At 63.9% G+C, this 22,071-nt stretch carries 20 protein-coding genes and 1 pseudogene; 10 read left to right on the top strand and 11 right to left on the bottom strand.

The genetic code is table 11. The features are described from left to right. Nucleotides 1-101 precede the first annotated feature (101 nt). A pseudogene (locus tag PV760_RS20095) lies at nucleotides 102-769 on the top strand (recombinase family protein). Between the two features lie 76 nt (nucleotides 770-845). Here PV760_RS20095 and PV760_RS20100 read toward each other — a convergent pair. The 7 genes from PV760_RS20100 to PV760_RS20130 all read right to left on the bottom strand — a co-directional run bounded on the left by PV760_RS20100 (nucleotide 846) and on the right by PV760_RS20130 (nucleotide 9,129). Then, nucleotides 846-2,522 carry a thiamine pyrophosphate-binding protein gene (locus PV760_RS20100; protein ID WP_354628536.1) on the bottom strand — a complete coding sequence of 559 codons (1,677 nt, stop codon included), beginning with the start codon at nucleotides 2,520-2,522 and terminating at the stop codon, nucleotides 846-848. Then, the gene (locus PV760_RS20105; RefSeq protein ID WP_354628537.1) at nucleotides 2,519-3,310 is read right to left on the bottom strand and encodes a cyclase family protein; all 792 of its coding nucleotides are present in this window, start codon (nucleotides 3,308-3,310) and stop codon (nucleotides 2,519-2,521) included. Before PV760_RS20105 ends, PV760_RS20100 begins: the two co-directional genes overlap by 4 nt. Nucleotides 3,311-3,317: 7 nt before the next feature. After that, nucleotides 3,318-4,949, bottom strand: coding sequence for a phytoene desaturase family protein (locus PV760_RS20110; RefSeq protein ID WP_354628538.1), 1,632 nt, complete (start codon nucleotides 4,947-4,949; stop codon nucleotides 3,318-3,320). A gap of 21 nt (nucleotides 4,950-4,970) precedes the next feature. Next, the gene (locus tag PV760_RS20115; protein WP_354628539.1) at nucleotides 4,971-6,749 is read right to left on the bottom strand and encodes a flavin reductase; all 1,779 of its coding nucleotides are present in this window, start codon (nucleotides 6,747-6,749) and stop codon (nucleotides 4,971-4,973) included. A gap of 39 nt (nucleotides 6,750-6,788) precedes the next feature. Continuing rightward, nucleotides 6,789-8,030, bottom strand: a complete 1,242-nt coding sequence (locus PV760_RS20120; protein WP_018778997.1) for a styrene monooxygenase/indole monooxygenase family protein — start codon at nucleotides 8,028-8,030, stop codon at nucleotides 6,789-6,791. A 37-nt stretch (nucleotides 8,031-8,067) separates the two neighbouring features. Further along, nucleotides 8,068-8,856, bottom strand: a complete 789-nt coding sequence (locus PV760_RS20125; protein WP_055977204.1) for an SDR family oxidoreductase — start codon at nucleotides 8,854-8,856, stop codon at nucleotides 8,068-8,070. Nucleotides 8,857-8,979: 123 nt separating this feature from the next. Continuing rightward, nucleotides 8,980-9,129, bottom strand: a complete 150-nt coding sequence (locus PV760_RS20130; RefSeq protein ID WP_189076386.1) for a hypothetical protein — start codon at nucleotides 9,127-9,129, stop codon at nucleotides 8,980-8,982. 149 nt (nucleotides 9,130-9,278) lie between these two features. Here PV760_RS20130 and PV760_RS20135 point away from each other — a divergent pair, with 149 nt between their 5' ends. Next, on the top strand, nucleotides 9,279-10,247 hold the full coding sequence (locus tag PV760_RS20135; protein ID WP_039239285.1) for an AraC family transcriptional regulator: 969 nt from the start codon (nucleotides 9,279-9,281) through the stop codon (nucleotides 10,245-10,247). On the opposite strand, the gene PV760_RS20140 is transcribed toward PV760_RS20135, so the two are convergent. Beyond that, nucleotides 10,248-10,949, bottom strand: coding sequence for a FadR/GntR family transcriptional regulator (locus PV760_RS20140; protein ID WP_039239287.1), 702 nt, complete (start codon nucleotides 10,947-10,949; stop codon nucleotides 10,248-10,250). A 68-nt stretch (nucleotides 10,950-11,017) separates the two neighbouring features. Then, the gene (locus PV760_RS20145) at nucleotides 11,018-11,821 is read right to left on the bottom strand and encodes an alpha/beta fold hydrolase (protein ID WP_354628540.1); all 804 of its coding nucleotides are present in this window, start codon (nucleotides 11,819-11,821) and stop codon (nucleotides 11,018-11,020) included. A 129-nt stretch (nucleotides 11,822-11,950) separates the two neighbouring features. Here PV760_RS20145 and PV760_RS20150 point away from each other — a divergent pair, with 129 nt between their 5' ends. From PV760_RS20150 to PV760_RS20170, 5 genes are all read left to right on the top strand, one after another. After that, nucleotides 11,951-13,465: a four-carbon acid sugar kinase family protein gene (locus PV760_RS20150; protein WP_354628541.1), complete on the top strand. Its 1,515-nt coding sequence runs from the start codon at nucleotides 11,951-11,953 to the stop codon at nucleotides 13,463-13,465. Between the two features lie 25 nt (nucleotides 13,466-13,490). Next, nucleotides 13,491-14,393 (top strand): NAD(P)-dependent oxidoreductase, encoded by a 903-nt coding sequence (locus PV760_RS20155; RefSeq protein WP_039239290.1) that lies wholly within the window; start codon nucleotides 13,491-13,493, stop codon nucleotides 14,391-14,393. Nucleotides 14,394-14,566: 173 nt separating this feature from the next. Continuing rightward, on the top strand, nucleotides 14,567-16,033 hold the full coding sequence (locus PV760_RS20160) for a GntP family transporter (RefSeq protein WP_018778989.1): 1,467 nt from the start codon (nucleotides 14,567-14,569) through the stop codon (nucleotides 16,031-16,033). Beyond that, complete coding sequence (locus PV760_RS20165; protein WP_354628542.1) at nucleotides 16,033-16,902, top strand: class II fructose-bisphosphate aldolase; 870 nt, start codon at nucleotides 16,033-16,035, stop codon at nucleotides 16,900-16,902. Before PV760_RS20160 ends, PV760_RS20165 begins: the two co-directional genes overlap by 1 nt. Nucleotides 16,903-16,940: 38 nt before the next feature. Continuing rightward, nucleotides 16,941-17,333 (top strand): DUF1304 domain-containing protein, encoded by a 393-nt coding sequence (locus PV760_RS20170; protein ID WP_018778987.1) that lies wholly within the window; start codon nucleotides 16,941-16,943, stop codon nucleotides 17,331-17,333. On the opposite strand, the gene PV760_RS20175 is transcribed toward PV760_RS20170, so the two are convergent. After that, nucleotides 17,330-17,749 carry a VOC family protein gene (locus tag PV760_RS20175; RefSeq protein WP_018778986.1) on the bottom strand — a complete coding sequence of 140 codons (420 nt, stop codon included), beginning with the start codon at nucleotides 17,747-17,749 and terminating at the stop codon, nucleotides 17,330-17,332. The two genes, PV760_RS20170 and PV760_RS20175, sit on opposite strands and share 4 nt — an antisense overlap. Before the next feature lie 161 nt (nucleotides 17,750-17,910). On the opposite strand from PV760_RS20175, the gene PV760_RS20180 reads away from it, so the two are divergent. Further along, nucleotides 17,911-19,263 carry an acyltransferase family protein gene (locus tag PV760_RS20180; RefSeq protein ID WP_354628543.1) on the top strand — a complete coding sequence of 451 codons (1,353 nt, stop codon included), beginning with the start codon at nucleotides 17,911-17,913 and terminating at the stop codon, nucleotides 19,261-19,263. Then, a complete protein-coding gene (locus PV760_RS20185; protein ID WP_018778983.1) occupies nucleotides 19,260-19,622 on the top strand; it encodes a GNAT family N-acetyltransferase in 363 nt (120 codons plus the stop codon). The genes PV760_RS20180 and PV760_RS20185 overlap by 4 nt, the downstream gene beginning before the upstream one ends. 10 nt (nucleotides 19,623-19,632) lie before the next feature. On the opposite strand, the gene PV760_RS20190 is transcribed toward PV760_RS20185, so the two are convergent. After that, nucleotides 19,633-20,034: a hypothetical protein gene (locus PV760_RS20190; protein ID WP_354628544.1), complete on the bottom strand. Its 402-nt coding sequence runs from the start codon at nucleotides 20,032-20,034 to the stop codon at nucleotides 19,633-19,635. A 373-nt stretch (nucleotides 20,035-20,407) separates the two neighbouring features. Between PV760_RS20190 and PV760_RS20195 the strand changes: the two genes are divergently transcribed. After that, complete coding sequence (locus PV760_RS20195) at nucleotides 20,408-22,024, top strand: sigma-70 family RNA polymerase sigma factor (RefSeq protein WP_354628545.1); 1,617 nt, start codon at nucleotides 20,408-20,410, stop codon at nucleotides 22,022-22,024. Nucleotides 22,025-22,071: the final 47 nt, after the last annotated feature.

Raw genomic sequence — 22,071 nt, forward strand, 5'->3', positions numbered from 1 at the left:
ACGCAAAAGACTAGAGTTCAGAAAACCGATCGAAATGATCGAAGGACTCCTGTTGCAATGACCGCCTGAATCCGCCGGGCCTTATACGCTACAGCCCAATCATGCCCATCGGTTATGCCCGCTGCTCGACCAGCAGTCAGGACCTCACCGCCCAGCGTCATGCTCTCCATGCCTTGGGAGTTGACGACGAGATGGTCCACGTCGACCACGGATTCACCGGCGCTAAACGAGACCGGCCCGGTCTGGAAAAGGCCGTGGCTGCGTGCCGCAACGGCGACACCTCCGTTGTCACCAAACTTGACCGGTTGGCAAGGTCCCTGCCGGACGCAAGGGATATTGCCGACGAACTCACGCGCAAGGGCGTAATCCTCAACATCGGAGGCAGTATCTACGATCCCCATGACCCGGTTGGAAAGCTGCTGTTCAACATCCTGGGCATGGTCGCGGAATTTGAATCCGCCCCTATTCGCGCCCGGAGCCCGTGAAGGCATTGCGGTGGCGAAGTCGAAGGGCAAGCTTCGGGGTCGACAGCCCAAGCTCTCCAAAAGGCAGGAGGCCCACCTCCTGAGCCTTCATCAGGGTGGAACACACGACAACGGAGATTGCTGAACTCTTCGGCGTCGCTCGCTCCACCGTCTACCGGGCCATCCAGCGCGCTGCGCCGACCACGCGATCGCTTCCCGGCAGTGAACGCACTGCCGGGAGCCTTCGTGCAGAGGACTCTCGACCAAAGTGTGACGCCTCGTGCAGGGGACTTTGGACACTCTGATTTCCATACCCGTCTGCACAAGTTCAGTACTTTCAGGGCAGCGTGTGCAGACGACTTCGGAAAACGACGCCGGCACTTAGTGGCCCTGGAAGGCTTCGGCCAGCCACCAGGAACCGCCGTCGGAGGCGATCTTGGCATCGATGACCAGCGGCCGGTCCTGCGTCCCGGCTTCGTAAGCAGCTATCCACGGGCGAACAGCTTCGAGGTCAGCTACGGTCCGCACTGTCACCCCTTCCGCACCGAATCCCCGGGCAATCGCGGCAATGTCGGTGGCCGGGAACACGACGCTGGACAACTCGGCTTCGGAGTGCCCTGAAGCGAAATGGTGCACCTCGGCTCCGTACGCGGCGTCGTTGTACACAATGCACACAAGCGGCATCTTCAGTCTCGCCGCGGTCTCGAGTTCGCTGATACCCATGAGGAACCCACCATCTCCTGCACCCAGGACCGGCAGGCGGTGCGGCTGGGCCACGGCGGCGCCGATGGCCGTGTACAGGCCCAGTCCGATCGCCTGGAAAGCCTGCGTGAAGCAGAACCCGAACTCGTCCGGGACGGCAAGGTATTGGCTGGGGTAGCCCATGAAGTTGCCCGAATCCACGGCTACGATCCGCTCGGCAGGGAGCATCGAATCGAGTTCGCGGGTGAGGACGCGCGGGTCGATGGAGGTCGCGGTGGACAGGTCTTCAGTGTCCACGTCCCGCCACCGTGAGCCCTGCTTGATGGCCAGGGCGTTGGCCTCTGTACGGTACTTCTCCACAGGCTCCGGCTGTGAAAGGGCCAGTACGGACAGGGCATCGGCTGCGGTCAGCGCCGAATCGCCCAGCACCCCCAGAGTGATGGGACGGTTGGCACCCAGGGCGGAGTCTTCGACGTCGACCTGGACCACCGTGGTGCCGGACGAAATGAGCCGCCCGTGCCGCATGGTCCACATGTTCAGTGCGCAGCCCCAGCCCACGATCAGGTCGGCGCTGCTGATGAACTCCGCCGTTGCGGGCGAAGAGAACCCGCCGGAAATGCCCAAGTTGTGCGCGTCGCCGTTGAACAGCCCGCTCGCCACCGCGGACGTCGCCACGAGGGCTCCGGCATGGCGCGCCAGCGCGAGGATTTCGTCCTTGGCGCCGCGCCCGCCGCGTCCGGCCACGAACACGGGTCGCTCAGCTGCGGAAATCAGTGCCACCAGTTGCTCAACGGCGCCAGCGTCGGGGCGCACCTTGGGCGGTTGAGGCACGACGGCGGCACCCACCTCGTCCGCTGCGGTGGCACTTTGGATGTCCAACGGCAAGCTCAGAACCACCGTGCGGCGCTCGTTCACAGCCGTCCGGAAAGCCCTGACCGTGTCAGCGACCGCCGTGGCCGGGGAGTGGATCCGCTCGGCTACAGCGCCCACGCTGCGGGCCAGGGCGTCCTGGTCGATCTTGAAGTTGGAGCGGATGGCTGCGGCCTGGGTGTCGGCGGTTAGAACGATCATGGGTGTCCGGCTTTTCGCGGCCTCCCCGATCCCGGTGATGGCGTTGCTCAGCCCGCAGCCTTGATGTGTGGTGACCACGCCCACCTTGCCCGACATGCGGGAGTAGGCGTCCGCCATGGTCGCCGCTCCACCCTCATGCCGGGCCGCGGTGAACGGGATGCCTTCGGCCATGAGCGTTCCGGTGACATCGAAGTTTCCGGAGCCCACCACCCCGAAAACGTGTCCGACACCGAGCTTCGCCAAGGTCCTGCCGACCAGCGCGGAAACCCGAACCTGCCCGCTCATGCCTTCTCCACCGCGACTTTTTCAACTAGCGCATACACGCGGCTGGGGCTTCCGGTGCCACCAACGATCGGCAGGGGAGCAACCACCAGCGTGGCACCGGTGATAGGAAGCCGGTCCACATTCCGCAGCGACGTGACGCCGTACTTGTCCGCCCCGAGCAGGAACGAGTGGACCGGGAACATCGGATCGAGGGTACCGGCCTGGCCTGCGTCGATGCCCACGGTTTCCACGCCGAAACCGCTGATCGAGGCGTTTCCGGCGAGCCACTTGGCACCCGCTGCCGAGACACCGGGAGTGTGGGGTCCGGCGTCGTCCGCGTTGACGAAAGCGTCAGCGTCAGCGCCGCGGGCCGCCCAACCGGTCCGGAAGATGACCCAGCAGTTCTCCGGGAACGCGCCGTGCTCTTCCTGCCATTGCTCAAAGTGCTCCGGTTCCAGGAGAAAATCAGGGTCCTGCGCCGCCTCGGCGGATTTGTCGATCACCACGAGGGGACCTACCAGGCGGTGCGGTTCGATCTGGTCCACGGACTTGCCGTCCTTGCCGGTGATCCAGTGCACCGGTGCGTCCAGGTGTGTTCCTGCGTGCTCGCCCACCGTGACGTCGTTCCAGGCCCAGGCGGGTCCGGCGTCGTCGAAATTGCTCACCGGCGAGACGGAAAGCCCCACCGTGTTTGCGAAAGGCTGCGGCAGGTTCAAAATGGGCGTCTCGGAGCTGAGGGGAGTGGTGAGGTCGATGATCTCCACCGAACCATTCGAAAGGGCTGTAGTGAGCCCGGCCAGAACAGACATTGTTCTCCTATCGCTTACGTGGTTTCAGTGCTTCTTGGATACGGGAAAATCGTGACGGCGGTGCGGTCAGTTTCTGCGCCACCAAGTGTCCGGAGCCGCCCGAAAGTCCAGGACCGGGGTGGGTTGAAGCCCCGATATGCCAGAGACCTTGGATGGCCGTGCGGTGTCCGGCGGCTTCCGGGAAAGGCCGCCACAGAAGGTTTTGGAAGAGCTCAGCCGAGCCGCCGTAGGGATCCCCGTTGACGGCATTGGGATTGGCCAGGGCCAGGTCCGTCGGTGCCAGGATGTCGGAGGCGAGGATACTCGCGCGGGTCCCCGGAGCAAACTGTTCCAACCTTGCCAGGACCCGCTCCAGGTAGCTGGCTTTAAGTTCGCCACTCCACCCGTTGCTGACGTCCAGTTCACCTGCGGCATCGCCAACAGGCGCGAACGGCACCTCCTGCAGCTGCAACCACAGCGTGGCCTTCCCCTCCGGTGCCCGCGACGGATCCAGCACGTATTGCTGCCCCACCACAACCGTTGGTTCGGCCGGCAGCAGTCCCGCTTCGGCCTGGGCGCAGGCAATTCCCGTGCTGTCCGAACCATTGCTGAGGTGCACCAGCGGCACGGTGTTGAGCCGGGGATCGAGCCACTCAACGGGCTTGTCCAAGGCCAAGTGGATCTGCATGGCTCCGCGGCCGTTCTGGTACTTTTCAGCGGCCCGGGCAGCCGCGGCCGGGGGCTCGTGAAGCAATGACGTGTAAAGGGCCTGCGGGGAGACGTTGGCCAGCACGGTGTCGGCCGAAACACTGCCCTGCGACGTCCGGACACCCGTGACCGCTGTGCCTGAAACCAGGATCTCCTCGGCTTCGGCACCGAGCATGATCCTGACGCCGTTGTCCCTCAGGAGCGACTCGAACGCTGCAACGAACCGCGATGCCCCGCCCTTCACGACGGGCAGCCCAAAACCGTGCATGCTCATGGCCATGACGGGCAGCATCACCCCTCCCGTGGCTTGGTCCGGTCCCAGCCCGGCGTGCAGGAGCCACGGCGACCACAACTGGTCCGTTTCCCAGCCGTCAAAGCGGCTGCGGACGTAGTTGCGGCCGCTCATCACGGAGTCCCGGATGAATGACTCATTTGCGGCCAGCCGCCCACGCCGCACGGCGCCAAAGGCGATCTTTGCAACCTCAGGAAAGGACCGCAGCTCGGCCCCGAAGGCCCCGAAAACCGTTCCGGCGTTCCGGCCCAGGTCATCGAGCATCGCCAGGTAAGCGGCCTGGTCCCGGGGCTCCTTGAAAGCAGCGCTTGTCTCGGCTGGAACCCGGTGCGCAATGACTACGCGGTGCGCCCCCGTCGCCGGGTCCGCCGCTACGCTCGCCGTCACGGGCCCGGTGGTATTGCAATACTCGAAGCCCCGGGCGTGCAGTTCCTTGCCCAGCACTTCATAGGCGCCGCCGGACACAAACAGCGGATGCCAGGAGGAGAACGTGTCGTGGATGAAGCCCGGCAAGGTCCGTTCGGAGGAGTCGATGAACCCACCCAGCCGGTCCGAGCGCTCGATGATGCACACGCGCTTTCCGTCCAGGGCAAGCTCGGCTGCCGCCACCAGGGAGTTGATTCCCGAGCCAATGATCGCGACCTCACAGGATTCGTCCATAACCGTTCCTTTCAAGAGTGCTCAGAAATCAGGGTGGCTGGCAGTGGCGTGGTACTTGCCGCCGTGGAACACCAGGGGAGCGCCGCCGTCGTGGTTGTAGCTTTCCACCTCACCCACATAGATGACGTGATCCCCGGCATCATGTCGCGAGACGGTCCGGCATTGGAAGGTCGCCACCGCGCCGTCCAGCAGCGGTACACCGGCGATGCCTTCCACGGTTTCCACTCCGGCGAACTTGTCCGTGGCCGGGGTAGCGAATTGGCGGGAAAGGACGTGCTGGTCGCTTGCCAGGATATTGATGGCAAAGTGCGTGGCTTCCTCGAAATCGCCCAGGCTGGGTGCCCGTTTGCTGGGGCACCACAGCACCAGCGGGGGATCCATGGAGACCGACGTGAAGGAGTTCGCTGTCATGCCCACCTTCCTGCCGTCCGCGGAAACGGTGGTGACCACTGTGACGCCGGTGGCGAATTGTCCCAGGGCGCTCCGGAAGTCACGGACGTCGAACGCAGAGGTGTCTTCTTCCTTCCTGGCCTGCATGAAGTCAGCAGCAGCGGTGGGATCAAACCACCACGGGTAGGACGTTCGGGGGTCGTCGAAACCGTTCACGATGCTCGCCGCCAACGCGGGATGTTCAGCGGCTTCGCTGAGCAGCGTTTTCTGGTGGTCCCGGCGCGGTTTCAGGAGATCGTTGGTCCATTCAACGGCCCACTGCCCCCAGCCCCGCCAGAATTCATCGAAAGTGCGCTCCATCCAGTGGCGGTCGAACGGTTGCTGGCCACGGCGGACGATCGAGTCCAGGTAGTACTTTGCAGCCAGGGTTGCATTGTTGGAACCCTGACCGGTGAGGGGATCGTTGAGGACCACGGCATCACCCAGCCCGAACACCAGCTTTCCGTTGCCGAGTTCCCCGACGGCGGACCTCACCGTAGGCGTGATGCGTCCCAGAAGCGTGGCGCCGTCATCCGTCAGTTCGGCTCCGGCGAAGTTCCCGGCTTCGTGCGGAAAGTGCTCGCGCAGGATCGCCAGCGATCGCGCTAGCTGCTCTTCAGGACTTCCGACGTCGGTCCACCGGTCCATGGGGCCACCCACCACGCCCTCGAACACCATCATGCGGCACGGGCCGGACACGGTCAGGCCCGGGAAGGTGAAAAACTCGCCGACGCCGGGGGCCATGGACATGCGGATGGCGTCACCTACAGCGCCGGCGCCCACTGCGCCGTCACCCACTGCGCCGTGACCTACAGCGCCGGCGGCAGCGCCGGCGTCGGGCTTGACGTAGTTCAGCGCAAGGACGCGCTGCGGGCGGTCGAAAGGCGACTTTGCCTTGTCCCGCGGGAAGATCTGCCCGATTTCGCCTTTGCCCGTGCTCACAATGACCAGCTCGTAGTCGCGGGCGAATTCCTCGAGCATGCGCGGGGTGACCTTCTCGATGCGGAAATCGCCACCGGCAGCGACGAACGTCTCAATCCACAGGGCGCTTTTGATCCGTTGGTCGATGGAGCGGGCAGTCCCGTCCAAGGGGGCTGCCCATTCGATGGGTTCTTCCGCGTCCACCCGGAGCTGGATGGAGGTGATGGCCGGGACTGCTCCGGATTCGTAGTATTCGGTGAGGGCGGTCCCCATCTGTGCCTCGGCATCCAGGGCCGTGGAGAACATGCACTGGCTGGACATGACTTTCCCGGTGCGGACCTGGGCTGCGGAACGGTCGGACAGCAGTGTCACTGCGTAGCCTTCCCGTTGCAGGCCCAGGGCCAGTTGGGCACCGGATTCGCCGGCGCCCACGATTGCTATCTTTCGCATGATGGGTCCTTTTTAGCTTGTCTGTGCCAAAAAACGTGGCTAGGAGACTTTGGCTGCGGAAAGGCTTGCCAAGTAGCCGGCTGCCTTGTCGGGAGACATGAACCACTCCTGGAATTCCGGCGGATGGTTGAAGCCGTTGGCGAACCTGCGGGCGATGTCCGGCTCGCTGTTGGCGGCGCCCAGGAGTTCAAGGACGTGGGGCGGCGGCGGGGCCAGGAGGGCATTGGTCCAGTGTGCAACGTGCTGTGCGTAATCCCAATAGCGCTCGAATGTGGCCTGCATGAACTCAGCGCCGAACGGCTGTTCGCCGTGCCGGATGATGCTGTCCAGGTAGGACGCCGCGCACTTGCTGGCGTTGTTGGAACCTTGGCCGGTGATGGGATCGTTCAACACCACGACGTCGGCCAGGCCCAGTACCTGCCGGCCGCTCGGCAACGTGGCGATCGGGTGGCGGACAGTGGGCGCAAACCTGCCTTGCAGGACGCCGTTGGGGTCGGTGAGTTCCACATCCGTTGCCCGCTCGGCTTCCCATGGCAGGAAGGTCTTGAGGATGTTCGTGGAATTCTCCAGATGTTCCTCCGGGGAGAGGCCCTTCCAGGTGTCCATGGGACCGCCGGGCACGCCCTCGAAGACCATAATTTCGCAGGGGCCGCTGGTGGTGAGTGCGGGGAACACGAAGTATTCGCCGACGCCGGGGATGAGGTTGAAAGAAACCGCAGAGTACTCTTCGCGGGGCTTGAGGCCCTTCACGTAGGTCAGCGCCAGGGCACGCTGCGGGGCGTCGTAGGTGCTCCGTTCGGCGTCGCGGGTGAACAGCTGGGCGATGTCTCCCTTGCCCGCGGCGACAATCACCAGGTCCGAGTTCTGCGCGTACTTCTCCAGCTCGGCCACGCCTGCGTCTTCGAAAACGAGTTCCCCGCCGCGTGCCGTGAACTCTTCCATGAACCGCGGGAACTTCACGCGCTGGTCGATGGACTTGGCATGGTTATCCAGGCGGGATGCCCAGCTGATGGCCTTCTCGCCCGGGAGTTCGGGGTGGGGGATGGTGAAGGAAATGCCGTCGACCGTGGGGGCATCGGGCCAGAAGTCCAACCCCAGCGCCCGCTCGTGCTCCAGTGCGTTGTGGAAGATGCATTGGCTGGAGGCGACCTTGCCGTCCCGGATTTCTTCGGGTGTGCGGTTGGAAATGGTGGTCACGGAGTAGCCGGCGTCCAGCAGTCCGATGCCCAGCTGAAGCCCGGACTGGCCGGCTCCGACGATGGTGATGTGGCGTTGCGTCATGGTGTTGCCCTTCTATGGAGTGTGGTGGAGCCTGGCGTCAGTTGGCGGCCAGCAGGGGGATGGTTTCTTCGGCGCGTTCAGGACCCAAGGCGGAGTAGCCGCCGTCGACCGCCCAATCGGCGCCGGTCACGAAACTTGCCTGGTCGCCGGCGAGAAACGCGACGACGTCCCCAACCTCGTGCGGGCGGCCGACGCGCTTGAGAGCGTGGAAAGGGGCGGCCACGGAATCGGTCTTGGCAAGATCACCGTTGCTGAGCGTGTCCATGATGTTGCTCCACACCCATCCGGGGCTGACGGAGTTCACCCGGATGCCGTCCGCCGCGAAGTCCACGGCCATGCTGCGCGTGAGCTGGACGAGGGCCGCTTTGCTGGCCGGGTAGAGCCAGCGGCCGGTTTGGGCGATGGAACTGGAGATCGAGGTGAAGTTGATGATGGCGCCGTGCCCTGACGCTTTGAGGTGTGGGCGCGCGGTGTTGCTTGCCACCACTGCACTCACGAGGTTGACGTTGAGGGCCTCGAGCCAGTCGCTGCGACCGGATGCCGGGCCATCGTCCTTGTAGGTGCAGGCCAGGTTGACCAGGATGTCGAGACCGCCGTGGAGGGCTACGGTTTCCTCCACGAGTTCGCGCACTGCGGCGTCATCGGTGATGTCCGTGTGGGAATAGTGGATTCCTTCCCCGAGTGCTTTGGTGAGGGTGCCGCCGTCGGGAGCTATATCCGCAACCACCACCGTGGCTCCGGCGTCCCGCAACGAGGTCACCACGCCTTGTCCCACCTTGGTTGCCCCACCGGTGACAATTGCTGTCCTGCCGTCGAGTCCTGACATGGCCCAAACCTTTCCCGTACTTGTAATGTTGAAGAAATGTGACGTCCGTCATGGTTTATCCATAAGCGACTCTAGGCAGTCGCTGTTGGCCGGACTATCCACTAAGCGCAAAAGTCATCCGGATTACGCAGGGTCTTCCTCTTCTTCGTGCCAACCAACCCACGCCGCTGAGGTGAGCTGAGCGTCCTTGGCTTGAAGTTCCGCCGCCCAGAATTCGAAATGGTGTCGATCCCACTCGTCCCGCCGGTCATGCACGAGCTTGATGTTCTTCACTGGTCCCACCTCGCTTTCAGTGCTGTTATCGTGATGTGAGCTGCGTCATACTGGTTCTGAAAGCGACTCTAGGCGGCCGTTGAAATCCGGAATATCCACGTAGCGCGGGGATCATCCGAAAAGCGCAGAACTGTGGAGTGGGTGCCCAAATGGTGAAAATTCTTCCCCGCGATGTCCTGCGGGGGCGGCCGACGATGGCCACAACTGACGTGGACGAAGCCCACGCCAGGATCGCCGAGCTGTTCTGCAGCCACGAGCTCGCACCGCGGACCCGGACCTCGGCAGTGGATATGAAGCTGCGTTCCCTGCACCGGGGCGACGTGGGCATCGAGTTCCTTGACTACGGCGCCGACGTCCGCATTGAGCCTGAAGGACTGCAGGATTTCCATCTGGTGCAGATCCCGCTCGCCGGGCATGCGTCCATGCGGGTAGGGACCAGCACGGTGGAATCCAGCCCGCACATGGCCACTGTTCCGCCGATCGACAGGCCATTCTCCATGAGTTGGGACGGCGGCAGCCCGCACCTGATCGTCTATGTGCGGCGAACGGCGCTGGAACGGGTTGCCGGGCAACTGTACGGGGACGGCGCTGTGGAGCTTGGCTACGGCATGGACCTGTCAGGCGCCGCCGGTCGCGCCTTCCTGAGGTCCGTCGTCGAGCTTCATGACGACCTGATAAGCCGGCCGCAGACCGCCGCGCCGGTGTTCGTTCAAGGCTTGTTGGCGGACAGCATGGTGTCCCGGCTGCTGATGGCGATGCAGCCGCCTGCGGAGGAGGCCCGGAACACGGAAGCGGAGGGCCGGCTGGTCCGGGAATGCCGCGAACTGCTGGAGCGTCACGCCACAGAGGAACTCACGGTGCCCGATATCGCCGAGTGCCTTGGCGTTTCGGTCCGGACCCTGCAGACGGCACTGCGCGCCGAAACCGGGGCGACGCCGTCGGACCTGCTGCGGAGCATCCGGTTGGATCGCGCCCGCGAAATGCTCCTGGAAGCCGGCCCGCGTGAGCAAAGCGTGACGGCGGTTGCGGAGTCGTGCGGCTTCACGCACCAGGGGCGGTTCTCGGCGCTGTATCTGAAGACCTTCGGGGAGTTGCCGTCGGAGACACTGCGCCGCTAGCTACGCCTCCAGGACGTACGTCTTCAGGTCGTCCAGCGTCTGCTGCATGTGCGCGTCCATCGCGAGCCGCGCCTCGTTGGGGTTGCGGGATTCCAGCGCCGCGGCAATCTTCCGATGGTGTCCGATGGCGTGTTCCTGGATCTCCGCGAAAGCGGACGTCTCCCGGCGGCGTGCCTCCAGGACGCGGTGCAGGGGTTCGAACAGTACGGCCACGAAGACGTTGCCGGAGGCGTGCAGAATCACGTCATGGAAGGCCAGATCGGCTTCAACGAAACCGGCCAGGTCATTGTCCTCGTGGGAGGACTGCATCTTTGCCACATGCTCTTTGAGCGTGATGAGTTCGTCGTCTGAGATACGCTCGGCGGCCAGTTCGCAGGCGCCCGTCTCCAGCATGCGGCGGAGTTCGATCAACTGGATGGCCGCCGCGGCATCCTTGGTGCCCTCCGACGCTGCGCGCAGCACGGCCTCCAGGGATGCCCACTGATTCAGCGGATTCACGAACGTGCCCCGGCCTCGTTCGACGCTGAGGATCCGCTGCGCTTCCAGGGTCTTCATGGCTTCACGCACGGTCATGCGGCTCACCTCGTGCTTGGCGCTGAGCTCCAGCTCGCCCGGGACAACCGTGCCGGGTGGAAATTCGCCCGCGATGATCCGGTCCAGCAACTCATCAGCGACGACGCCAACCAGCGACTTGCGTGCCATGTAACCCCATTCCTGTATCCGCCCATCCTGCGCCCGGCTTCCCCGGGGCGAGATGGATGTCAGACATCTTACGCTGGCGGTGGCCAGCTGGTTTTCCAAAACTCCTGCAACGCTTCCGCACATTGTTGCGGTTGCTCCCAATGGACACTGTGGCCCGCCCCGGGAATGGCCTTCAGCCGGCGTCGCGGGTCCGCGTCCACAAACGCGGCCATCTGTTCCATGGACCGCACGCGGTCCGCTGTTCCGGCCAGCACCAGCAGCGGAGCGTGGACGCGCCCAGGTACTGAAGGTTCGACGCCGGTCATGGCCGCCTCGCCGCTCGGGCCCAGGACTTTGAACGGGATATCGAACCCGCGGCTGAGTAGTTCTTCGTCCTGGTAAGGCGGGTCGCCGTACCAGGCTGCCATGCATCGAACCTTGGTTCCGGCGTCGATGAAACCTTGTTTCCATTGCGCTTGCAGCATGGACCGGAAGCCTTCGTTGGGCGGCGCCGGAACCATGCCAACCAGCGTTAGGGTTGCCGTCAGCTGCGGGAAGCCGGCGGCAAGCGTCAGCGCCACGCTGCCACCCAGGGAGTGCCCCACCAGGTGAACGGGACCGCTGTGTTTGGCTTCTAGGGTCGCCGCCAAGGAGGCTGCCGCAGACTCCAGGGTCCATTCGAACTCCGGGGAGAGCACCTCGCCGGGGTGATAGCCGGGGAGGTCCGCAATCCATGCCGGGTATCCGGCGTCGAGCAGCTTTCCGGCCAGTGGTTCCCAGTAGGCGGATGTTGAGGCCCAGCCGTGGATCAGGACCGCCGGCGCCGTTTCACCTGCGGAAACAACAGGCGTGCGGATATCCACGGACGTGAACGGTGCTTCGCTGCCAGCCATGCACCCAGCCTAGTGACGCTGGTCTCCTTGCGCAGGCCGGGAGTGTTGTGTCACACTAATTCAAATGTTAGATGTCTGACATCTTACATTCACAAACCGCAGCAAAGATTTCCCACGATGGAGTGAACAGTGACCCTTGAAGCCGACGTTCTGGCCGCTTTCCCGGCGGAAGTCCAGATTCCTGCTCAGCTCGTGGCCGATGCCGTTGCCGCGTCCTCGGCAAGCAGCCCCCGCGTCCTGGTGGTCCTCGACGACGACCCCACAGGCACCCAATCCGTGGCAGATCTCGCAGTGCTGACCAGCTGGGATGTCGCTGACTTCACCTGGGCCTTCGCCCACATCCGTGACAACCAGACCAAGCCCGCCGTCTATGTGCTGACCAACACCCGTAGCCTGGACCCCGCAGAAGCCGCAGCCCGCAACGAGGAAATCGTCCGGAATGCGCTCGCGGCAGCCGCTTCTGCCGACGGACTGCGCCTGGGTTTCGTCAGCCGGAGCGACTCCACCCTCCGCGGCCACTACCCGCTGGAGCCGGACGTCATCGCCGCCACCGTGGCTGCTGAAACCGGCGAAACCACCGACGGCGTGGTGATCGTCCCCGCGTTCCCCGACGCCGGTCGCGTCACCATCGGCGGTGTGCACTACATGCGTGGGACCGGAGAAGATGCCGGTTCCCTCACCCCCGTTGCCGAGACGGAGTTCGCCAAGGACGCGAGCTTCGGCTTCGCAAATTCAGAGATGGCCAAGTATGTGGAGGAGAAGTCGCAGGGGCGGTTCCCCGCCAGCGACGTGATCGTCTTGGACCTGAACATCATCCGCGCCGGTGCTTCCGCCCAGGACCCCACCATCTCCGCGAAGGCCATCGCGGACGCCCTGGAATCCGCCACCAACTCCACCCCGATCGTGGCCGACATCGTCACCGAGAATGACTTCCGCGCCCTTGCTCTGGGCCTGGAGGAAGCAGAACGCCGCGGCAAGAAGCTCCTCTACCGCGTGGGTCCGCCTTTCGTCCGTGGACGCATCGGCCAGGAGATCCGCACCGCGCTGACCTCCGAAGAGGCCTTTGCGGGCAACACTCCCTCCACAGCCGGAGGCTTGATCGTTGTGGGTTCCCACGTGGGCGTCACCACGCGGCAACTCAACGACCTCACGGCACAGCACAGCTCGGCGAGGACCATCGAAATCGACGTCGAGAAGCTCATTGCCGGCACCAAAACCCAGGGCGAAGCAGAAGCCGAAGCGTACATCGGAACGGTAGTGGCCGACGTCGTGGATGCCCTCCGCAGCGGTGACGTGATCGTCCACACCAGCCGCCTGCTCATCAAGACCGACGACGCCGCAGCCAGCCTGAAGATCGCCCGCACCGTCTCCGCCGCCGTCGTGGCTGTCGTGAACCGCACGCTCAAGAGTTTCCCGCCGCGCTTCGTCATCGCCAAGGGCGGCATCACATCCTCGGACGTGGCCGCCCATGGCCTGGAAATCCGCCACGCGATAGTCCGCGGCCCCATGCTCCCGGGCATCGTCTCCCTGTGGGAGCCGGTGGACGGCCCTGCAAAAGGCATCCCGTACATCGTCTTCGCCGGCAACGTGGGCGACGACCAATCCCTGACCCAGGTCACCCGCAAGCTCAGCGCAACCTTCTAACAGCCAAAATTCAATGGAGAACACCATGACCAGCAGCAACTACACCGTCACCGTCCTGGGCCTTGGTGCCATGGGCCTGCCCATGGCAACCCGGCTCGCGTCCGAGCTGACTGTGCACGGCTTCGACATTGCCGAGCCCCGTCTGGAACTCGCCGCCGCGGCCGGTATCAAGACCTTCGCCTCGGCCCGCGAAGCTTCGCAGGACGCAGATGCGCTGCTGCTCGCCGTCCGCAACGGTGAGCAGCTCAACGACGTCCTGTTTGGCGAGAACGGTGTCGCTGCCGTTCTGAAGCCGGGCGCCGTCGTAATCCTGGGCAGCACGGTGGGAACTGAAGCCATCCCGGCGACGGTCGCCAAGCTTGCCGAGTACGGTGTTTCGCTGGTTGACGCTCCGCTGTCCGGCGGCCCCAAGCGTGCAGGTGAAGGCGATCTATTGATCGTGGTCGGAGCCGAGCCGGAGGCGCTAGAGAAGGCGCGCCCTGCCTTGGAATTGCTGGCCTCCACATTGAGCATCGTGGGCGACAAGCCCGGCGACGGCCAGGCCCTGAAGACCGTCAACCAGTTGCTCTGCGGAGTCCACATCGCTGCCGCCGCCGAGGCCATGGCCCTCGCGGACGCCCTCGGCCTCGACCAGGCCAAGACCCTCGCAGCCCTCGAAGCCGGAGCCGCCGGTTCCTTCATGCTCTCCAACCGTGGCCCGCGCATCCTCGAGGCCTACACCGAAGACGGCGCCGAGGTCCTCAGCCGCCTGGACATTTTCGTCAAGGACATGGGCATCGTAGGCAAGGCAACCCGGGCCGCCGGACTCGCCGCACCGGTTGCCGCTGCCGCCGAGCAGCTCTACCTGCTCGGCCAGGCCCAAGGCCTCGCCGCCGCTGATGACTCCGCCGTCATCAAGGTAGTAGCGCCCGCCAAGCGCACCGCTTAACCCCGGAGTTTTTGTACACCTAACGCCCTCATGGGGCGCCCTAAAGGTCATTAGCTGTACAAAAACTCCACCCACCCCAGAACGCGCGACGACGGCGATCCCCCCTTCGCCGTCGCCGCCACCTCCCGCCGGTCTGCTGTGCGCACCGGTTTGTCAAAGGAGACACCGCCCCAATGAACCCCCTCGTCAACTCCCTCATGGCCGGGGCCGCAGATGCCCCTGCCATCAAACCCGCAGTGGAGCTGGGAACACCGCTTCTGCTGACCATCGCCGCGGCAGGCATCGCCTTGCTGCTGGTCCTGATCATCCGCTTCAAGATCCAGGCATTCGTTGCCCTGCTCGCCGTCAGCATCCTGGTGGGCGTGGCTGCGCAGATTCCGCTCAAGGACATCTTCACGGTGGTGACCAACGGTGTTGGAAGCACCATGGGCAAGGTCGCCTTGTTGATTGCCCTCGGCGCCATCCTTGGCCGCATGATCGAGGTCTCCGGCGGCGTGCAGTCCTTGGCCACGCACTTCACGGAGAAGCTCGGTGCCAAGCGCGTTGCTGTCGCGTTGACGGCCGTCGGCTTCCTGGTCGCGATTCCGGTGTTCTTCGAGGTGGGAGTGATCGTCCTCGTTCCGATCGTTTACGCCTTCGCCAAAATCGCCAAGGTCCACCCCATCAAGTTCGGCCTGCCCATGGCTGGAATCATGCTGTCCATCCATGTGGCTGTTCCGCCGCACCCGGGCATCGTTGCCGGCGCCGGCGTATTCGGTGCCGACATCGGCCTGATCACCATGATCTCCCTGATCATCTGCATTCCCTTGGGCTTCCTGTCCTACTGGGTTGCCAGCATCATGAACCGCAAGGACTACGAACTCCTCCCCGGCGTGAAGCAGCAGGTTGAGGAATTCGGTTCCGATTCCCTGGTCCACGTGGGCCACGACGGTCCGGGTGCCCGCGCAATCGCCCCGCCGCGTCCGGGCCTGATCATGTTCCTGATCGCAGCGCCCATCGTGCAGATCCTTCTCGGCACCGTCGGCACACTGACCATCGCCAAGGACAACTACTGGTACGGCGTGGCTTCGTTCATCGGCAATCCGTTCTTCGCCCTCCTCGTCGCCGTTGCGTTGTCGTTCTTCCTGCTGGCTGTCCGCCGCAACTGGTCCCTCAAGGAAACAGGCGAGATTTTCGAGGGTGCCCTGCCGCCCATCGCTTCCATCCTGATGGTGGTTGCTGCCGGTGGCGTCTTCGGTGAAGTCCTCCGCACTTCCGGCATCGGAGCCGCGCTCTCCCACACCTTGGACAGCCTCGGCCTGCCCGTGATCGTGCTCGGCTTCATCATCTCGCTGGCCTTGCGCGCCGCACAGGGTTCGGCGACGGTTGCAATCGTCACGACGACGGGCCTGCTCACCTCAGCGGTCATGGAGGGCGGGTACTCGCCGGCGCAGATCGCAGTGATCGTGATTGCCATCGGCTTCGGCGCGCTCGGCCTGTCCCACGTGACCGATGCCGGCTTCTGGACCGTGATCCGCTACTACGGCCTCACGGTCTCCGACGGCCTCAAGACCTGGACCGTTCTGACCACCATCCTGGGCCTGGCCGGCTTCGTCCTGACGTACGTTGCCTGGATCCTGGTAGGAGGGCTGGCCCACTGATGCGCACGAAACTCGACCACCTGGTCACTTCCGCGCTGGCCACCGGCTCTGCTGTTCCAGCCTTCACCTGCTACGACTTCACCACGGCGCTTGCCGTCGTGTCAGCTGCAGAGGAAGCCCGCCTTGGCGTAATCCTGTTGGTGGCGCCGAAAACCGCGTCCACCGCCAACGGCCTGCGGCTCATCACTGCCCTCCGGGGCTTGGCGGACTCCGCGACCGTCCCGGTGTCCGTCCAGCTGGACCATGCTTCAGATCTGAACGTCATCCTGGAAGCCGTGGCTGCCGGAGCTGATGCCGTCCTGGCCGATGGCTCATCCAAGCCGCTCAAGGACAACATCCACCTGGTCCGCGAGGTCCGTGCCGCGCTGGACGCGACGGGCCATGCCGACGTCGTGATCGAAGCGGAGTTGGGCGGACTGGCCGGCGACGAGGACCGCGCGTTCGGGTCATCAACGCCCGACGCCGGTGCTTCCGTCCCCGGTCTCACCGACCCGGAGCAGGTGGCCGGCTTCGTGGAGCAAACGGGTGCGCAATTGCTCGCTGTTGCCGTGGGAAACGTCCACGGCAAGTACACGGGTGAGCCCAACATCCGGTGGGATGTGTTGCAGGATGTCGCTGCACGGACAGAGGTCCCTCTGGTGCTCCACGGCGCCTCCGGAATCCCGGCCAGTGAGCTTGCCAAAGCTTCCGGAATGCAGGTAGGCAAAGTGAACTTCAACACGGAGCTGCGGACCGGGATTCTGGCCACGTTGGAGTCGGAAACAGCGGCGTACCGGGCAGACGGCGAGAATCTCCAGGGATTGCTGGCCCGGTGGAACGGTTCGGCAGCATCCTTTGCCGGCGCCACGCTTGAGTTGCTCAGCGCCTGACACCCAGCGCAGGAACACGGGGAGGCTAGGATCAGACCATGATCCTGGCCTCCCTGATTTTTGCGACGCTTGCCGCCCTTCTTCACGTCTACATCTTCACCATGGAGTCCATCACCTGGACCAAGCCAGCTACGTGGAAGACATTCAGCATCACGTCCCAGGCCGAAGCGGATACCACCAAGTCCATGGCGTACAACCAGGGCTTCTACAACCTCTTCCTCGCCATCGGTGCATTGGTCGGGATTGTCGCAGTGGCCATGGGTGCACCCCAGGTCGGTTGGACCCTCGTCTTCAGCAGCTGCGGCTCGATGCTTCTTGCGTCTCTGGTCCTCGTGGCGAGCGGTAAGAAGTACCTCCGGGCAGCGACCATCCAAGGCACGACGCCGCTGCTCGCCGTCGTGCTTGGCATCCTGGCCGTAACGCTGGGCTAGTGTTCCGGCGGGCCTGCCTGGGCTGCGGCGTCGTCCATCCACAGCACTTCCCAGTGGTGGCCGTCGAGGTCCCTGAAGGCCCGGCTGTACATGAAACCGAGATCCTGCGGGTCATAGGTTTCTGAGCCGCCGGCTTCCAGGGCTTTGCCTGCCAAAGCATCCACGTCTTCCCGGCTGTCGGCCGAAATGGCGACGATGGCCGCCGTCGAATTCCTGGTATCCGCGATGGGCTGCTTGGTGAACTGGCTGAACTTGTCGTGCGTAAGCAGCATTGTGTAGATCGTGTCGCTGAAAACCACGCATGCCGCGGTTTCGTCGGTGAAGTTCGGGTTGATCGTGTAGCCAAGTGCTGTGTAGAAAGCCTTGGAAGCCTCGAGGTCGCTGACAGGAAGATTCACGAAAATGGACGTAGTCATGCGTCTGATCCTGCCGTTGTTTCGGCGTCCCGTCCAGACTTGAAATGCGACCATGTGGACAGGGCGGAAGCCACCCTGCTGGCTCCGCTGCTCCGCGAGGCGGACAATGGAGTCAGCACACTGGGAGTCAGCACGCAGGTGCCGGCCCGGTAGGGAGAGCCATGGAGCGGGAGGCGTTTCCTGCGGTCAGCCCAACGGCTGCGCAGAGGGATCCAGTGATCGACCTTGTCCGATTCACGTGCCTGCTGCTGGTGGTCGCAGCCCACTGCATGATGGTGAGCCCCGTTTTGCACAAGGATGGGACAGTCGAGACCCGGAACGTCCTCATGGAGCAAGCCTGGTTCACGCCTGTGCTCTGGGTCCTGATGATCGTTCCGCTCTTCTTTGTCCTTGGCGGTGTTACCGGCCTCCAGTCGTGGCGGCGGTTGAGAACGGCCGGCGGGACAGGATTCGACTTCGCCCAGCTGCGCCTCCTGCGATTGGTGCGTCCCGCCATGGCCCTGCTCGCCGTCATGTGGGGAGGGTTGTGGATCGCGCTGCTGCTGGGTGTCCATCCGCAAGTCATCCAGCTGATGACTGCCGGAGCTGCGATGCCGTTGTGGTTCCTCGCCGCGTACCTCACGGCCCAGCTGAGCATCCCCCTCTTGGCAAGATTCCATGAACGTGCACCGCTGCTGACTTTCGGGGCTCTGGTGGCCTTCATCATCGCCGTCGATTCCCTCCGCGGCGCCATTCCCGTGCTGGCGTTTACCAACATGATTTTCGTATGGTGCGCCGTGCAGCAGCTGGGATTCTTCAAGGCCGACGGCTTCTTCGAACACCGGAGCCGCACCTGGCTGGTGGGCGCCATCATCTGCAGCAATCTCCTCCTGGGACTTGTCACCGGAGTCGCTGTGTATCCGGGGAACATGGTGGTGAACATCAACCCACCCAACTTGTGCCTGCTTCTGCTGGGCATTTCCCAGACAGCCACCCTGCAACTGCTGGGTCCAGGGCTGCGGTGGCTCGCTGACGTCCGGTGGATCCGTGCCGGGATCGCTGTGGCGGGACGCCGCTCCATGACCGTTTATCTATGGCATCTCCCCCTCCTGGTTGGCATGGCCGGTTTGTTGTTGCTCACCGACGTGCCCAGGCCGGTGGCCGAGACCGCAGAGTGGTGGTGGGCCCGCATTCCCGTCTTCATCGCCGTGGTTGCACTGCTCGTCCCGGTGACGATGCTTTTCGGCCGGCTTGAGGATCGTCCCATGGCAGCAAGCCATGCTCGAGGCCCGGGGCGGGCCGCCGTGGTGACGGCCGCCGTCGTGGTCTTTATCCCAGTGGCGGACGCCGCCTTCAACGGACTGACGCTCGCGTTGCTGGGTGGGGGAGCGGCGTGCTTCGCGCTGTCTGTCCTGCTTTTGGGCAGGGTTCCGACGCCGGTCCCCCCGGCGGCGGAGGCAGAACCTGCGGAAGCGCGGCAGGCGACCCCGGCCACGTTGCCAGCACACGATTTACGTGCCAATCTCGAACCATGACCGAGAATACGGATTCACTGGCCGAGTCGTTCCGCCCCGGCGTTACTACATTGCGCAACGACAAGTTCCACCGCTACGAGTTACACGTAGACGGGGAGTTGGCGGTGATTTCACAGTTCCTGGACAGGCCCGGTCACATCGACTTCATCCACACGGAGACGAAACCCCAATTCAAGGGCCAAGGACTGGCGAACGTTCTGGCACACTTCGCCCTGGATGACGTCGTGGCGTCGGGGAAGCGCATCATTCCGCATTGCCCGTTCATTGCCGGTTACCTGAAAAGGCACGAGGGATATGAACAGGACGTCGACTGGCCGAAAGAAAAGCCTACGGTTGACGCGGAGCCTGACAACAACTGACCGCGCCGGGTCAGTCGGCCCGCCCTCTCGGCGAATGCGGCCTTCGTCGCGGCGAGACTGACGTGACCGTTGCTGAAGCCCAGTAGCCCAGGCCTGGTCGCGATGACCGTGGAAGCCAATCCAGCCGCGCATCCGAGAGCGCCACGATGGCGTCGTGTTCGTCAACAACTTCCTGGCCGCGGCACCACGCCCTGACCTGCATGGCACTTACCAGGCTGCCGCCGTGGACATGGTCCGACTCCGTGACGCGGTAGGAGAAACTCCGCATGACGCCTTCGCCCGGGGCCAGGGAGCCGACTGACAGATGGCGACGGTCCGGGCTGGAGGTATAAACCAGGGGCTCCATGGCCTCGTTGGTGAAGGACCGCGGAATAAGACGAATGTTACGAAGATGGCACGTGGAGTCGTTCATGATCCATGCCGTGAAGATCACCGTCTCACCGGGGACGGCCGTGCACTTGTCCGCGCCGTGGATCAATGTGATGCATTTCGCTTGCGCAACCAGCGGCCGGTTGCCGTGATGCCGGAAGTGCGAAAACGGTGTTTTCGCACTTCGCGAGTGGATTGCGGTGCCCGCGGAGACGCTCCGGACCGCCCTCGACAATGAAGACCGCCCTTTGAAACGCGCTAGTCGTCGCACTTCGCCGGAGTTGTGAAACTTCATGCCTGATTAGTGGTGGCGGGAACAGTTTTATGTCGCTTATTCGACGAAACTTTTCGCCCCTTATAGTCCTAAGTAACCTGTGATTCAAGTCAAGATGCAATCTGGTGTCACACTATTGTTTATGGATCAAGTATTAATGTCCGGGGCCGGTGGGGCGTCCCCAACTTTGGCTGCCGAAAATGACAGCGATCCCCATATCCTGAACCTTGTCCGCCAGGGCGTCACGGACGCCTTTGACACCCTCTACAAGCGGCACGTCCAGATCGCCCACTACGTCGCGCGCACACAGTCCGACAACCCCAGCGACGCCGATGATGTCGTCGCAGAGGCCTTTGCCACCATCTTCCAGTCCTTGAAGGACGGCAAAGGCCCCAAGGAGTTTTTCCGTTCGTACCTCCTGACGGTGGTGCGGCGTACAGCGCATGAACGCAACCGAAAAGCCAGACAAACGCAAACTGCAGCGGATGACGCCATCCTGGACGCGGCTGTCCATGATGACGATCCCGTGGTTGGCGATCTTGAGTCGAGCATCATGGCCAATGCCTTCAAATCGCTGCCGGAGCGTTGGCAGGCCGTTCTCTTCCACCTTGATATCGAGGGATTGAAGCCGGCCGCTGTTGCCCCGCTGGTGGGCCTCACGCCGAACGGCGTCTCATCCTTGGCCATCCGGGCCAGGGAAGGTTTGCGTCAGGCCTACCTGCAACACCACATCAGCCGCAGCGTTGACCAGGCCTGCGACGAATTTGCCAGCCAGCTCGGCAAGTATGTGCGCAATGCCCTCAAACGCACGTCCAAGGAAAAAGTGGGTGCCCACTTGGAAGACTGCGCCAAGTGCACCGCGTTGTTGATGGAACTCAATGACGTCCAGGGCGGCCTGCGTGCCATCCTTTTCCCCTTGGTTGCGGGCGTTGCCTTTACCCCGGCAGCTGCCGCAGCGGTCGGGTGGCCAGGAGCCGGTGTCGCAGCGGGCGGCGGCAAGGCCGCCGTCGTTGGCCTTCACGGAGTCAGCCAATCCTGGAAAATCCCGGCGGCCATGGTGGTGGGTGCCGCAGCTCTGGCGGGGGTCATCACCTGGTTCCTGCAACCCGAACCCGGTCCCGCTTCTGTAGTTGTTGCAGAATCTCCTGCCAGTATTCCGGCGGCCGAGGAAACGGCGCCGGCCCCGGTTCCAAGCAGCAGTGCGTCGCCTGAACCCAGTGCCATTGTGGAGCCGCCCCTCCTCCCTGTCGTTGCCCCAACGGCTGTGCCATCTTTGGCTCCCAGTCAACCTCCCGCCGTCGTGGTTCCGCCGGAAGAGCCGTCGGGAAGGCGCGCTGTTGTCGTAGACCCGGGCGTCATCTATTCGACGACGGCGCCGCAGGCCACCGCTTCGGCGGCACCCTTGACGCAAACGGTTGAGGCGACGTTCTCGGCCAGCCAGGGACCAAGCCCCCTTGAACGCGACCTTGGCGTCCAGTTTTCCCTGGCCGGGGATGGTTCGCCGACATCCGGAGAAGTGGTCTTTGCCCTGCCGGCGGACGCTACTTTCATAGCAGGGAAGACGGTGGTGCCGGAGGGCTGGGAGTGCAGCGCATCCGAGGCTCGCCGGATCCGGTGCACCACAGCCACGCTTGACCCGCAGCAGTTGACCTTTGTCGTCGCCGTGACCCTGCCTGACGGTGCGGAGAGCGGAACCCTGGACTACCAGTTCAGCGGGCAAGGAATCGTGCCGAAGACGTTCACCAATACCTTTCATTAAGGCGCCCGAAAGTCATTAAGGCGCCCGAAAGGGCTGTTCTTGGCGGC

It is taken from the genome of Paenarthrobacter sp. CC6, assembly GCF_040560085.1.
Taxonomy (GTDB): Bacteria; Actinomycetota; Actinomycetes; order Actinomycetales; family Micrococcaceae; genus Arthrobacter; species Arthrobacter nicotinovorans.

Excerpts from the sequence above, each read along its gene's own strand:
- PV760_RS20105 (WP_354628537.1), bottom strand. The coding sequence starts at position 3,310 with ATGTCTGTTCTGGCCGGGCTCACTACAGCCCTTTCGAATGGTTCGGTG.
- PV760_RS20115 (WP_354628539.1), bottom strand. The coding sequence starts at position 6,749 with ATGCGAAAGATAGCAATCGTGGGCGCCGGCGAATCCGGTGCCCAACTG.
- PV760_RS20185 (WP_018778983.1), top strand. The coding sequence starts at position 19,260 with ATGACCGAGAATACGGATTCACTGGCCGAGTCGTTCCGCCCCGGCGTT.
- PV760_RS20165 (WP_354628542.1), top strand. The coding sequence starts at position 16,033 with ATGCGCACGAAACTCGACCACCTGGTCACTTCCGCGCTGGCCACCGGC.
- PV760_RS20195 (WP_354628545.1), top strand. The coding sequence starts at position 20,408 with ATGGATCAAGTATTAATGTCCGGGGCCGGTGGGGCGTCCCCAACTTTG.
- PV760_RS20110 (WP_354628538.1), bottom strand. The coding sequence starts at position 4,949 with ATGGACGAATCCTGTGAGGTCGCGATCATTGGCTCGGGAATCAACTCC.
- PV760_RS20140 (WP_039239287.1), bottom strand. The coding sequence starts at position 10,949 with ATGGCACGCAAGTCGCTGGTTGGCGTCGTCGCTGATGAGTTGCTGGAC.
- PV760_RS20180 (WP_354628543.1), top strand. The coding sequence starts at position 17,911 with ATGGAGCGGGAGGCGTTTCCTGCGGTCAGCCCAACGGCTGCGCAGAGG.
- PV760_RS20100 (WP_354628536.1), bottom strand. The coding sequence starts at position 2,522 with ATGAGCGGGCAGGTTCGGGTTTCCGCGCTGGTCGGCAGGACCTTGGCG.
- PV760_RS20170 (WP_018778987.1), top strand. The coding sequence starts at position 16,941 with ATGATCCTGGCCTCCCTGATTTTTGCGACGCTTGCCGCCCTTCTTCAC.
- PV760_RS20120 (WP_018778997.1), bottom strand. The coding sequence starts at position 8,030 with ATGACGCAACGCCACATCACCATCGTCGGAGCCGGCCAGTCCGGGCTT.
- PV760_RS20190 (WP_354628544.1), bottom strand. The coding sequence starts at position 20,034 with ATGAACGACTCCACGTGCCATCTTCGTAACATTCGTCTTATTCCGCGG.
- PV760_RS20145 (WP_354628540.1), bottom strand. The coding sequence starts at position 11,821 with ATGGCTGGCAGCGAAGCACCGTTCACGTCCGTGGATATCCGCACGCCT.
- PV760_RS20135 (WP_039239285.1), top strand. The coding sequence starts at position 9,279 with ATGGTGAAAATTCTTCCCCGCGATGTCCTGCGGGGGCGGCCGACGATG.
- PV760_RS20125 (WP_055977204.1), bottom strand. The coding sequence starts at position 8,856 with ATGTCAGGACTCGACGGCAGGACAGCAATTGTCACCGGTGGGGCAACC.
- PV760_RS20175 (WP_018778986.1), bottom strand. The coding sequence starts at position 17,749 with ATGACTACGTCCATTTTCGTGAATCTTCCTGTCAGCGACCTCGAGGCT.
- PV760_RS20155 (WP_039239290.1), top strand. The coding sequence starts at position 13,491 with ATGACCAGCAGCAACTACACCGTCACCGTCCTGGGCCTTGGTGCCATG.
- PV760_RS20160 (WP_018778989.1), top strand. The coding sequence starts at position 14,567 with ATGAACCCCCTCGTCAACTCCCTCATGGCCGGGGCCGCAGATGCCCCT.